The 11,919-nt window shown below is 64.5% G+C and carries 11 protein-coding genes and 1 pseudogene; 11 read left to right on the plus strand and 1 reads right to left on the minus strand.

The features are described 5' to 3' along the window. Positions 1–50 precede the first annotated feature (50 nt). The 9 genes and pseudogenes from ACTHNR_RS04760 (at position 51) to ACTHNR_RS04800 (ending at position 8,873) form a co-directional block, all read left to right on the plus strand. Positions 51–1,181: an NAD(P)/FAD-dependent oxidoreductase gene (locus ACTHNR_RS04760; RefSeq protein WP_440546365.1), complete on the plus strand. Its 1,131-nt coding sequence runs from the start codon at positions 51–53 to the stop codon at positions 1,179–1,181. Continuing rightward, a pseudogene (locus ACTHNR_RS04765) lies at positions 1,162–1,449 on the plus strand ((2Fe-2S)-binding protein); the annotation flags it as partial. The gene ACTHNR_RS04760 and the pseudogene ACTHNR_RS04765, both read left to right, overlap by 20 nt. An 80-nt stretch (positions 1,450–1,529) precedes the next feature. Continuing rightward, positions 1,530–2,927, plus strand: coding sequence for an FAD-dependent oxidoreductase (locus tag ACTHNR_RS04770; protein WP_440546367.1), 1,398 nt, complete (start codon positions 1,530–1,532; stop codon positions 2,925–2,927). Beyond that, positions 2,927–4,093, plus strand: a complete 1,167-nt coding sequence (locus tag ACTHNR_RS04775; protein ID WP_440546368.1) for an NAD(P)/FAD-dependent oxidoreductase — start codon at positions 2,927–2,929, stop codon at positions 4,091–4,093. Before ACTHNR_RS04770 ends, ACTHNR_RS04775 begins: the two co-directional genes overlap by 1 nt. After that, the gene (locus tag ACTHNR_RS04780; protein WP_440546369.1) at positions 4,090–5,031 is read left to right on the plus strand and encodes an ABC transporter permease; all 942 of its coding nucleotides are present in this window, start codon (positions 4,090–4,092) and stop codon (positions 5,029–5,031) included. The genes ACTHNR_RS04775 and ACTHNR_RS04780 overlap by 4 nt, the downstream gene beginning before the upstream one ends. Continuing rightward, on the plus strand, positions 5,028–5,915 hold the full coding sequence (locus tag ACTHNR_RS04785; RefSeq protein ID WP_440546370.1) for an ABC transporter permease: 888 nt from the start codon (positions 5,028–5,030) through the stop codon (positions 5,913–5,915). Before ACTHNR_RS04780 ends, ACTHNR_RS04785 begins: the two co-directional genes overlap by 4 nt. Next, positions 5,912–6,928 (plus strand): ABC transporter ATP-binding protein, encoded by a 1,017-nt coding sequence (locus ACTHNR_RS04790; protein WP_440546371.1) that lies wholly within the window; start codon positions 5,912–5,914, stop codon positions 6,926–6,928. Before ACTHNR_RS04785 ends, ACTHNR_RS04790 begins: the two co-directional genes overlap by 4 nt. Then, positions 6,925–7,908 carry an ABC transporter ATP-binding protein gene (locus tag ACTHNR_RS04795; protein WP_440546372.1) on the plus strand — a complete coding sequence of 328 codons (984 nt, stop codon included), beginning with the start codon at positions 6,925–6,927 and terminating at the stop codon, positions 7,906–7,908. The genes ACTHNR_RS04790 and ACTHNR_RS04795 overlap by 4 nt, the downstream gene beginning before the upstream one ends. Positions 7,909–7,955: 47 nt before the next feature. Then, the gene (locus ACTHNR_RS04800; RefSeq protein ID WP_440546373.1) at positions 7,956–8,873 is read left to right on the plus strand and encodes a LysR substrate-binding domain-containing protein; all 918 of its coding nucleotides are present in this window, start codon (positions 7,956–7,958) and stop codon (positions 8,871–8,873) included. Positions 8,874–8,910: 37 nt separating this feature from the next. Here ACTHNR_RS04800 and ACTHNR_RS04805 read toward each other — a convergent pair whose 3' ends face one another. Next, positions 8,911–9,864, minus strand: a complete 954-nt coding sequence (locus tag ACTHNR_RS04805) for a LysR substrate-binding domain-containing protein (protein WP_440546374.1) — start codon at positions 9,862–9,864, stop codon at positions 8,911–8,913. Positions 9,865–10,039: 175 nt separating this feature from the next. On the opposite strand from ACTHNR_RS04805, the gene ACTHNR_RS04810 reads away from it, so the two are divergent. Further along, positions 10,040–10,960: an ABC transporter permease gene (locus ACTHNR_RS04810; protein WP_440546375.1), complete on the plus strand. Its 921-nt coding sequence runs from the start codon at positions 10,040–10,042 to the stop codon at positions 10,958–10,960. Next, the gene (locus tag ACTHNR_RS04815; protein ID WP_440546376.1) at positions 10,926–11,834 is read left to right on the plus strand and encodes an ABC transporter permease; all 909 of its coding nucleotides are present in this window, start codon (positions 10,926–10,928) and stop codon (positions 11,832–11,834) included. Before ACTHNR_RS04810 ends, ACTHNR_RS04815 begins: the two co-directional genes overlap by 35 nt. Positions 11,835–11,919: the final 85 nt, after the last annotated feature.

The following is an 11,919-nucleotide window of genomic DNA, read 5'->3' on the forward strand; positions in this document are numbered from 1 at the left end:
GCGGATTTTCCGACACTTCCATGACATTAGATAGTAGTCCTAAGCATAAATTGGACACCCGATCTTACGACGTGATCGTCGCCGGGGCGGGTGTCGTGGGAAGCGCGGTGGCGTACGGTCTCGTTCGGCACGGCCTGCGGGTGCTCGTGCTCGACGGCGCCGACGGCGATCTGCGCGCCGCAAAGGCCAATTTCGGCCTCGTTTGGGTGCAGGGCAAGGGGTTCGGTCAGCCGGCCTATCAGCAGCTCACGCGGCGCAGCGCGGCGTTGTGGCCCGCGTTTGCGCGCGACTTGACGGCCGATAGCGGCATCGAACTCGACTACCGGGCGGAGGGCGGCATCCACTTCTGCGTCGGCCAAGCGCAATGGGAGCAACGGGCCGCGAAGCTCGCTCGCATGACCGAGGAGTTGCCGGGCGAGGAAAGCTGCTCGGAAATGCTCGATCGCGGGCAATTGCAACGCCTTTTCCCGAAGGTGCGATTCGGGCCGGAAGTGAGCGGGGCGAGCTATGGGCGCATGGACGGCGACGTCAATCCGCTGCGCTTGCTGGCCGCGTTGCAGCGTTCGCTTCAGGTCCGCGGCGCGCGCTTGCGCACCAGCAGTCCTGCTTCGCGCATCGAACCGCTCGCCGGCGGCGGCTTCAGCGTGCACGTCGGCAAGCAGCGCTTCGAGGCGGCTCGAGTGGTCGTCGCCGCCGGCCTCGGCTCGTCGGCGCTGGGCCCCATGGTTGGCTTGGACGTTCCGTTGCGACCCCAGCGGGGGCAGCTTCTGGTCACCGAACGGCTCGCGCCGATGCTGCCGCTGCCGGCAAGCGGGCTGCGCCAGACGGCCGAAGGCACCGTCATGATCGGCGTCACGCAGGAAGACGTCGGCTTCGACCTGACCACCACGACTGCCGCGGCGGCGCACATGAGCCGGCAAGCCGCCCGCATATGGCCGGCGCTGGGGCAAGCGCAGCTCGTGCGGCATTGGTCATGCCTGCGCGTCATGACGCCGGACGGGTATCCGGTTTATGCCGAGTCCGCCGCTTGCCCCGGCGCCTGGATCGCGCTCTGCCACTCGGGCATCACGCTCGCCGCCTTCCACGCTGGACCGCTGGCCGCCGCATTCGCGCAAGCCCGGATTCCAGACGAACTGCAGATCTTTCACCATGGACGCTTCAATGTTCCGCAAACTGCATGACCCCGGGGAGAAAGCCCTCGACGTGACCGTGACGATAGATGGACAGGCGGTCAGCGCCGAGCTGGGCGAAAGCGTGGCTGCCGTGCTGCTGCGGCTCGATTCGCCGATCTCGCGCACGACGCCTGTCAACGGCAGCCCGCGTACGCCCTACTGCATGATGGGCGTATGCTTCGAGTGCCTGGCCAATGTGGATGGCATGGCTTCGGTTCAGACGTGCCTCGTGCCCGTGCGCGATGGCATGCGCGTTACGCGGCAGCACGGCCGCCGCGTGCTTGCGGTGACGCCGCGCGACGCAACCGCGGGGGACGTGGCCGTCTCTGGCGGTGGCTCGCGGCAAGGAGTATCGCGATGAGCCGCGCAGTCGATTTACTCGTCGTGGGGGCGGGCCCCGCGGGCATGAGCGCCGCGCTGCGGGCGCGGCGTCTGGGCTTGAGCGTGCTGGTCGTGGACGATCAGCAGGCGCCGGGCGGTCAGATCTGGCGCGCGGTCGAGACGCGGGCAGGCACGCGAACCGGGCAGTTGCTGGGCGAGGAATACACCGCGGGGCTGTCGTTGGCGCGCGCGTTTCACGAAAGCGGTGCGCTTTACGAGCCCCGTACGCAGGTCTGGCAAATCGAACCGGGCTGGCAAGTGTTCATGAGCCGCGATCAGCAAGCGCAATGCGTGCAGGCAGCGAACGTGGTGTTGGCCACGGGCGCTCAGGAACGACCGGCGCCGTTTCCGGGTTGGACGTTGCCGGGCGTGCTGACCGTAGGAGCGGCTCAGATTCTCTTGAAGACGGCGCGCGAGATTCCCAAGGGACCGGTGTGGGTGGCGGGCAGCGGGCCGCTCGTGCTGCTCTACATGGTCCAGCTGCTGCGCGCCGGCGGCACGATCGCCGGTTGGCTCGATACGGCGCCCTCCGGGGGCTGGTCCCGCGCATTGCCTCATCTCGGCGCGGCAACGCACGCCTGGAAAGACATGGTCAAGGGCTTGGGCTGGATGCGTGAATTGCGCCGCGCGGGCTTTCCCATCGTTCGAGGCGTGACGCAGTTGAGGGGGGAGGGCAGCGACCGCTTGGAGCATGTCGTCTATCGCACCGCCGATGGCCGGTCGCAACGCGTGGCGGTCGATCTGCTGCTCGTTCACGAAGGTGTCGTGCCTTCGATTCATATGACTCAGGCGCTCGGTTGCGCGCATGAGTGGCGCGCCGATCAACGCTGTTTCGCCCCCACCATCGACGAATGGGGGCAGACGAGCAAGCCCGGGATTTTTTCGGCTGGCGACGGTGCGGGCATCGGCGGTGCGCGCGCGGCATGCACACGCGGCGAACTCGCCGCGTTGGGGGCCGCGATGCGCGCCGGCACGTTGAGCGAAGACGAAGCCCGGCGCATTGCGTTGCCTTTGCGACGCACGCTTGCCGCTCAATTGTCGATTCGCCCGCTGCTCGATGCGCTGTACCCGCCGCGTGCGGAGCTGTTCGAGCCGGCCGATGAAACGGTCGTATGCCGTTGCGAGGAACTGACTGCTGGTCAGATTCGCGCGGCCGCGCGTATCGGCCACCCGGGACCGAATCAGATCAAGGCGTTCACGCGCGCCGGCATGGGGCCCTGCCAAGGCCGTCAGTGCGGATACACGGTCGCCCATATTTTGGCCGGGGCTCATGGAAAGGGCGTCGAGCAAATCGGGTTTTATCGCATTCGCCCACCGTTGAAGCCATTGACGCTCGGCGAGCTGGCCTCGCTCGATACGGGGGGCGACACGTAATGGGCCAGGCGGTATTCGACGTCGCCGTGATCGGCGGCGGCTTGCATGGTTTATCGGCTGCATTGCATTTGGCCCGCGCGGGTCGGCGCGTGGTCGTGCTCGAACGGGCTTGGGTGGGCCGGCACGCGTCGGGGGCGTCCGCGGCTGGGGTGCGCACGCTCAACCGCGACTTGCGCGAATTGGACCTCGCGCTCGAATCGATGGACATGTGGCGCAGTATCGCCTCGCTCGTCGGCGACGATTGCGGCTTTCATGCTCACGGACAGATCTGCGTGGCCGAAGATGCGTCGAACCTGTCGAAGCTCGAGGCGCGCGTGGCCGGGTTGAACGCCAAGGGATACACGCACGAGGCCATCATCGACGGTACGGAATTGCGCCGGCGTGTGCCCGCGATTAGCGCGCATTGCGTGGGCGCCTCCATGGCGGCCGACAACGGCGCCGCGGATCCGCATCGCACTTTGGCGGCATTCCGGCGCAGCGCGCAAGCGGCGGGCGTCGTGATCCGCGAGGGCCACGGCGTGAGCGGCATGGAACGCCGCGGTCAGGACTGGGCGATCGAGATCGACCGCGCCGGCCATGCCGCGAGCGAGCACGACGGCCCGCTCGTCGTGCCGGCCGTCGTGAATGCGGCCGGCGCGTGGGCAGGCCGTATCGCGGCGATGGTCGGCGACATCATTCCGCTAGGCACGAAGGCCTCGATGATGATCGTATCCGAGCGCATCGCGCCCATGATCGAGCCTGTCGTATCGATCATGGGGCGCTCGCTTTCGTTCAAGCAATCGGACCAGGGCACGCTCGTGATCGGCGGCGGCTTGCAAGGCGTGCCCAACCTCGACGATGAAACCTCCGAGGTGAAAATGGGCGTCTTGAGCAAAGGGGCGCGCGCGGCGACCGATTTATTCCCTTGCGTGCGCGACGTTCGCATCGTGCGGGTCTGGTCCGGTCTCGAAGCGAAAACAGCCGACTTGCTGCCGGTCGTCGGACCGGCCGTCAACGCGCCCGGCGTGTTCCATGCGTTCGGGTACTCCGGACACGGGTTCCAGCTCGCCCCGGTGGTCGGCGCCGCGCTGGCCGATTTGATCGTCGACGGTTCAACTCGCCGCGCCATCGCGGCACTCGGAGCGCAACGCTTGCTCATCGCACCGCATTCGGAGGTTTCCGCATGATTCGCTACACCGTCAAGCGTCTACTGCTTGCGATCCCAACGTTGCTTGCCATGCTGACCGCCGTGTTCGTGCTCGTGCGTCTCGTGCCCGGCGATCCGGCGGCCGCGATGCTGGGCGATCAGGCGAGCGCGCAGGCGCTGGCCGCATTACGAAGTCAGTTGGGCCTGGACCTGCCGCTGCGCACGCAGTACGTGCATTTCTTGACCGACGTGCTGAGCGGCAACTTAGGCCACTCGCTCGCGAATGGGCAGAGCGTGCTGCGGGAAGTCGCGGCCGTGCTGCCGTGGACGCTGCAACTCACGATCGCCGCGATCCTGATCGGCGTCGGCTTGGGTCTGCCGCTAGGTATTTGGGCCGCTTTACGACGCAATGCCTGGCCCGACTACGTGACGCGCATTCTGTCGTTGGCCGGCCTGTCGTTCCCGGCATTCGTCTCGGGCATCTTGATGCTGCTTGCGTTTGCCATCGAGCTCGATTGGTTTCCGGTGATCGGCAGCACGACCTCCGGCAATCCTTGGGGGCAGTGGCGCGGTCTGGCGCTACCCGCCTTCAACCTCGGCTTGATCATGACGGGCTATGTAACGCGCGTCACGCGTTCGTCGATGCTCGGCGTGCTCGGCGAGGACTACATCCGCACCGCGCGCGCCAAGGGCTTGCGGCCGCATCAATTGATCTTGCGGCACGCACTGCGCAATGCGTTGATCCCGATCCTGACGGTCGTCGGCCTGTATTTCGGCACGCTGATCGGCAATTCGGTGCTGACCGAGATCGTGTTCAATCGGCCGGGCATCGGCAAGCTGATCCTGGGCGCGTTGAATTCGCGCGATTACACCTTGCTGCAAGGCTTGATGATCGTGTTCGCGGTTTGCGTGATCGTCGTCAATCTGTTGACCGACCTCGCCTATGCGTGGGTCGACCCTCGAGTGAAATACAAATGAGCACCGTGGCAACTTCATCTCCTACCCCCGCGCCTGCCGCCAGAATCGATACGCTGTGGCGCACCCTGCTCGGCAATCGCATTGCGTGGATCGGCTTGATTCTGCTCGCGATCGTCGTGCTCGCCGCCGCCTTCGCCCCGTGGATCTCGCCGCACGATCCGATCGAACAGCACATCGCCTATCGGCTGGACCCGCCCTCCGCCCAATACTGGCTCGGCACCGACAGCTATGGGCGCGATGTGCTCTCTCGCTTGATCTACGGCGCGCGTATTTCGTTGCTGGTCGGCTTTCTGGCCGTGTTGATCGCCATGGTGGTGGGCTCGTCGCTCGGCATCGTGGCCGGTTATCTCGGCGGCTGGGTCGATCAGCTCGTGATGGGCCTCGTCGACGTCCTGCTCTCGTTTCCCGCGTTGTTGCTCGGGCTGATGGTGGCCGCCATGCTCGGCGCCAGCCTGCAGAACCTGGTGGTGGCGATCGCCATTACGGAGATCGCCCCGTTCGTGCGCGTGGCGCGCGCCCCGACCATCGCCCTCAAGCAGCGAGATTTCATCGAGGCGGGGCGTGCGCTCGGTTTTGGGCCGATTCGTCTGATGGCGGTGCATATCTTGCCCAACATGATTTCCGAAGTGATCGTGCTCGGATCGATGTGGATGGCCACGGCCATCCGAACCGAAGCCTCGCTCAGTTTCATCGGGCTTGGCGTGCCGCCGCCGATCGCGACTTGGGGCGGCATGATTCGCGACGGTTTCGACAACATCCTCGATTCCTGGTGGCTGATCGTTTTTCCGTGTCTCGCCATTCTTGTTACGGTGTTGGCCCTGAACCTGCTTGGCGACGCATTGCGCGATGCGCTCGACCCTAAACTTCGTGGAGAGAAGCGATGAGCGAGCCGTCCTCCCTACTCGAGCTTCGCGAACTGCGCACCGAGTTTCGTATTCGACGGCAGTGGCACGCCGCCGTGCGCGGGCTCTCCCTCGATATCGCGCGCAACGAGACGGTGGCGCTCGTAGGCGAATCGGGCAGCGGTAAAAGCGTGACCGCGCTATCGATCCTGCGCTTGCTGCCGACGACGGCAGCGCGCCATGCGGGCGGCCAGATCCTTTTCGATGGCCGCGATTTGTCGACGTTGTCGGAGGCGCAGCTTGCACGCGTGCGCGGCAACCGGATTGCGATGGTGTTTCAAGACCCGATGACGTCGCTGAATCCGACGATGCGCGTGGGCGATCAAATCGTCGAAGCGATCCGTCAGCATCACGACGTGTCGCCGGCCGATGCGCGTCGGCGAGCGCTCGACGCCTTGCGGGAAGTCGGCATTCCGGGCGCGGAATGCCGCTACGCCGACTACCCGCATCAGTTCTCGGGCGGCATGCGCCAACGCGCGATGATCGCGATGGCGATCGCGTGCAAACCGGCATTGCTTGTGGCCGATGAGCCCACCACGGCGCTCGACGTCACGATTCAAGCGCAGATCTTGGCGCTGCTCGCGCAATTGAAGGCCGCGCACGGCACCGCGGTTTTGTTCATCACGCACAACCTGGGCGTGGTAGCGCAGATCGCCGATCGCGTGGCCGTGATGTATGCCGGCGAAATCGTCGAACTGGCCGACGTGGACGCGCTCTTCGCTCGACCGACGCACCCCTACACGCAAGCGTTGCTGCGCGCGATGCCTCGGGTCGATAAGGACATGGACGAGCTACAGGGTATTCCGGGGCAGGCGCCATCGCTCGCGGCGATGCCGTCCGGCTGTGCATTTGCGGCGCGCTGCCCGCACCGGCAGGCACGGTGCGAACGCGAGCACCCAGAATTGCTGCCCGTGCCGGGCAGTGCCCCCTCGCACACGGTGCGTTGCCCCGTTATGCACGAACAGCTACGAATGAACAGGGAGATGTCGCGATGAGCGAGCTCTTGCGGGTCGACAATCTAGTCAAGCATTTCACGAGCGGCGGCGGGCGGCTCGGGGCGCCCAAGAAAGTCGTGCGCGCCGTCAACGAGGTGTCGTTCTCCGTCCCGCGCGGCAGTTCGTTAGGGCTCGTGGGCGAATCCGGCTGCGGCAAATCGACGGTCGCGCGGACCTTGCTGCGGCTCATCGAGCCGGATTCGGGGTCGATCGTGTTCGACGGGATCGATCTGCGGCGCGCCGGCGGCGCGCAGATGCGTGCATTGCGCCAACGCATTCAGATCGTGTTTCAGGATCCCTATGCATCGCTCAATCCGCGCCGCACGGTGCGGGAGACGCTCGAAGAGCCGCTGCGCGTGCATCGTCGAGGGAACGCCCGAGCGATCGCCGAGAAGGTGGCGAAGACGCTGCTCGACGTGGGCCTGCCGCTGGATGCGCTCGATCGATATCCGCACGAATTTTCGGGCGGCCAGCGCCAGCGTATCGGGATCGCGCGGGCGCTCGTGCTCGATCCGGAGTTGATCATCGCCGACGAACCGGTGTCGGCCCTCGATGTCTCGGTCCAAGCGCAAATTCTGCAATTGCTCGCGAAGCTGCGCAAGGAGAGGGGGCTGTCGTTCGTGTTCGTCTCGCACGACCTTGGCGTCGTGCGTCAGTTCTGCGATACAGTGAGCGTCATGTATCTCGGGCGTATCGTCGAAAGCGGGCCTACGCGGACGTTGCTAGACGCACCGGCGCATCCGTATAGCCGGGTGTTGCGGGATTCGTCGCCGGTGCCGGACCCGGGCGAGCGGCTCGTCCTGTCGAAGATCGAGGGAGAGATACCTTCGCCCACGCGGCTGCCTGCCGGTTGCGCTTTCCATCCGCGTTGTCCGCGCGCCGCGGGGCCTTGCCGCGAGCAAACGCCGAATTTGGGGGCGCTTGCGTCGCAGCGGCAAGTGGCGTGCTACTTTCCGTTGAAGGCGCGCGAGGGTGCGTAGCGATGGGTGAGCGCCGCCCTTGACGAATCGAACAATCGGGTGACGGCATGAAGCGTCAGGTGAATCTGCGGCAAATCGAGGCGTTCAAAGCCGTTATCGAACAAGGCACCGTGAGCCGCGCCGCCGAAATCCTCTATATCTCGCAGCCGGCGGTCAGCAAGATGCTGACGCATTTGGAGGAAGACTCCGGCTTGACCTTGTTCGATCGCGTGCGAGGCAAGCTGGCGCCCACTCGCCAAGGCATGCGGCTGTACGGCGAGATCGATCGAATCTTCGCCGGCTTGCGGCAACTCGAACAGGCCATCGAATCGATTCGGCGGGACGAGCAGAGCCACTTGACGGTCGGCACGCTGCCGGCGCTGGGCGGCGCGTTCATCCGGCGGGTGACGCTCAAATTTTTGAAGACGCACCCCGAGGTCACGGTAGCGATTCACTCGCGCAGTTCGCAAATCGTGACCGAGTGGCTTGTGACGCGTCAGCTCGACCTCGGGCTTGTAAACGGCTTGGTCGACAACACGTACATCTCGCGCGAACCGCTGATGGAGCATGCGCTCGTCTGCGCGCTGCCGCCCTCGCATCCTCTGTGCAAGAAGAAGGTCATCCGCCCGCGCGATTTGGACAATGCGCCCTTCGTCACGTTCTTTTTCATGAGCCAAACGCGCCAGTTGGTGGAAACCGTATTCGAAGATCACAACGTGCGGCTGAACGTCGTGCTCGAAACCGACAACGCCCCGAGCGTTTGCGAATTCGTCGCGGAAGGTCTGGGGGTGTCGTTGATTCATCCGCTTTTTGCCGGCGGTATGCAGGACCGCATCGTCCTGCGCCGCTTCGAGCCGGAAGTGCATTTTCGCTTTCAGCTTTGCCGGATGCCGGCTTCGCAAAATTCCGCGCTCGTCGATGCGTTCTTTCAAGAGGTTCGGAACGTGGCGGACGAGGTCGTGCGGGAGATGTCGGGGGCTTCGTAAAGCGCCTTAGCTGCGCGGCCCATTTCCGCATGCGGCATCACGCTTTCGCGGCGGAGGCCTTTTTGCCTTGACTGATCTGCTCGGCAATGCGAGGAAGGTACTCTCGCTTAAGCAGCTCTTGTATGACCTGCATGAAGTCGGTGACGATCCGCGAACGCGGCTGGTGGGCGGGAATGACCATGGCCACCTCATATGAAATGGCCGGTTCCAGCCGGCGGCATACCGTCCCGGGATACCGAATGTAGGTAGCGGAGAAGGGATCGCATACCGTGACGCCGAGGCCGCCGGCGACCATTCGGCAAGCCGAATGCGACAGGGTGGTTTCCACGGGGCGTTGGCATGTCACCCCCGCCGCCTCCATGGCCATCTCCAGGCGCATGCGGATGGGACTGTTCGGGCTGAGGGAAATCAAAGACTGTCCTTGCAGGTCGGCAAGCCTGATGAACTTTTTGCGTGCGAGCGGGTGAGCGCTCGGCACGACGCAGACCGCTTGCACCGGCGGAAACGGAATGATTTCGACGCCTGGGTAGTCGGTGCCTGCGATCTGAACGAAGCCGATGTCGACCTGATTGGCCGCGGTCATTTCGAGAATGCTGAGCGAAGGTTGCATCGAGAGCGTCGTGGCGACGCCGGGCCGGTCCGCGCAAAAGCGGCGCACGCCTTCGGTTACCACGCTAAGGCCGAGCGCATACATGGCCGCGATGCGCAACGTACCCGTGCGCAGCGTTTTCAAATCGAGCGCCACGCGTTCGATCCGCTCGATCCCTTGATAAAAGCGATCGACCTCGCTGAACAGCCGCCGCGCTTCCTCGCCCGGCATCAAACGGTTGCCCTCCCGACGAAACAGCCGTAAGCCTAACGATTGCTCCAAGTCCTTGATGAGCCGGCTCACGGCCGGCTGGCTGATCCTCAGCATTTCCGCGGCAATGGTCATGCTGCCCGTGACCATGACCTTGCGAAACGCTTCGAGTTGGCGCGGATTCATTTGCATGGCAGGCACCACAAGAGAAGGGGTAGCGGATGGGCGCAAGCATAACATTTTGTTATGTGCGTCAAACTCGATGTGGGTTTGCGTTCTGAATATCGGAGCGCAACCATTCATCGTGTTGACATCATGGGTCTCGCGGGCAGTCGGCGCGAGGCCTCCTCGGTAAACGGGAGTCGCTTTGCTGAACTACGCTATACGACGCATCTTGCTGTTGCCGTTTCTGTTGTTCGGGGTCTCGGTTTCGGTATTTCTGATTCTTCATTTCATTCCGGGCGACCCGGCGCGGCTCGCGGCCGGCCCGGATGCGACCGAGGCCGACGTGCGGCAGATCCGCGAAAACTACGGGCTCGATCGTCCGCTGACGACGCAGTACTCCATATACCTGCGCAAACTTGTGCATGGCGATCTGGGCGATTCATTTCAGACCTATACGCCGGTCAGCGAAGAAATTGCGCGCACGCTGCCCGCCACGCTGGAGTTGACCGCGACGAGCATGTTGCTGGCGGTCGCGCTGGGCGTGCCGCTAGGCGTCGCGGCCGCGATGAGGCCGCGGGGCGCCATGGACACGTCGATGACGGCGTTAGCCGTCCTGGGCGTCTCGATGCCGGGCTTCTTCCTCGGCTTGCTGCTGATGCTGCTTTTCGCGGCGACGCTGGGCTGGCTGCCGCCGGACGGGCGGGGGGGCGTCGCCCATCTGATCATGCCGGCCTTTACCTTGGGCCTGCCCTACGTCGCCACGTTCTCGCGCCTTGCTCGCTCGACCATGCTGGATGTCCTGAGCGAGGACTATATCCGCACCGCGTATGCCAAAGGCGTGCCTCGCTACAAGGTCGTCTTCAAACACGCGCTGGCGAACGCGTCGATTCCGTTGGTGACGGTTTTCGGCATGGACTTCGGTCGTCTGCTCGGCGGCGCGGTCATCGTGGAAACCGTTTTTGCCTGGCCCGGCATGGGGCGATACATGATCGACGCCATCATGGCGCGCGACATCTATGTGGTGCAAGGGACGCTGCTCGTATTTGCCGCCCTCGTCGTACTCGTCAATCTGATTGTGGATCTTGCATATGGAATCATCGACCCTCGCATCGCCTACGCTTGAGGCGAGCGCGCCGACGGGGCGCGGCCCGCGCTTCGGGTTCATCCGCTTCTTGCTGTCCGGAAAGAGATGGTGCGCGTTCGCGGCATTCTTCGTCGTTTGCGCGATCGCACTGGCGGCGCTAGCCGCGCCCTGGTTGTTCGATTGGAATGCCGTGACGCGCGTCGACTTGGCCAAAGCGCTCGTTGCGCCGAATGCCGCGCATTGGCTGGGCACGGATCAGCTCGGTCGCGATTTGCTGGGCCGTGTGCTCTGGGGTGCGCGCATCACGCTTACCGTGGCCTTTGCAAGCGTTGCCATCGCGGTTGTCGTGGGTGTGCTGCTCGGCGCAGCGTGCGGGTACTACGCCGGCGTCGTGCCGGGGATCGTGATGCGATTGACGGACTTCATGATTGCGTTTCCCCGTACCTTAGTGGCGATCGTCGTGATCACCTTGGCCGGGAACAGTGTTTTGAGTCTGACGTTGGCGATCGCTATCTCCACGATTCCGATCTACGTACGGTTTTTCGCCGGCCCGGTGAAAGCGTTGAAACAGCGCGAGTTCGTGCTCGCGTCGCGCTCGATCGGCGTAAGCGACATGGGATTGCTGGTTTCACACATCTTGCCGAACGTGGGGTCGCTGATCATCGTGCAGGCTACCGTCTCGCTCGCCGAAGCGATCTTGATCGGCTCGGGGCTCAGCTTTCTGGGCTTGGGGCCGCCCCCGCCCGTCCCGGAGTGGGGCGCGATGATCGCGCAAGCGCGCCCACTGCTGGTCATTCACCCATTCGTTCTCATCGCGCCGGGCGGGGCCTTGTTCGTTCTCATCCTCAGCTTGAACCTGCTCGGCGATGCATTGCGCGACTACGTCGATCCCAAAGCGCGAAAGCACTGCTAGATCCCGCACATTGTCGCGCGGGCGGCGCCGCGCTAACGAGAGGGCCGAAGAGCCCAATTTCAGTCATCAGGAAGGAAGACATCGC

The organism is Trinickia sp. (assembly GCF_051954495.1).
GTDB lineage: Bacteria > Pseudomonadota > Gammaproteobacteria > Burkholderiales > Burkholderiaceae > Trinickia.

Coding starts and splice junctions, on each gene's coding strand:
- ACTHNR_RS04770 (WP_440546367.1), top strand. CDS start 1,530: ATGAGCCGCGCAGTCGATTTACTCGTCGTGGGGGCGGGCCCCGCGGGC.
- ACTHNR_RS04775 (WP_440546368.1), top strand. CDS start 2,927: ATGGGCCAGGCGGTATTCGACGTCGCCGTGATCGGCGGCGGCTTGCAT.
- ACTHNR_RS04780 (WP_440546369.1), top strand. CDS start 4,090: ATGATTCGCTACACCGTCAAGCGTCTACTGCTTGCGATCCCAACGTTG.
- ACTHNR_RS04785 (WP_440546370.1), top strand. CDS start 5,028: ATGAGCACCGTGGCAACTTCATCTCCTACCCCCGCGCCTGCCGCCAGA.
- ACTHNR_RS04790 (WP_440546371.1), top strand. CDS start 5,912: ATGAGCGAGCCGTCCTCCCTACTCGAGCTTCGCGAACTGCGCACCGAG.
- ACTHNR_RS04795 (WP_440546372.1), top strand. CDS start 6,925: ATGAGCGAGCTCTTGCGGGTCGACAATCTAGTCAAGCATTTCACGAGC.
- ACTHNR_RS04800 (WP_440546373.1), top strand. CDS start 7,956: ATGAAGCGTCAGGTGAATCTGCGGCAAATCGAGGCGTTCAAAGCCGTT.
- ACTHNR_RS04805 (WP_440546374.1), bottom strand. CDS start 9,864: ATGCAAATGAATCCGCGCCAACTCGAAGCGTTTCGCAAGGTCATGGTC.
- ACTHNR_RS04815 (WP_440546376.1), top strand. CDS start 10,926: ATGGAATCATCGACCCTCGCATCGCCTACGCTTGAGGCGAGCGCGCCG.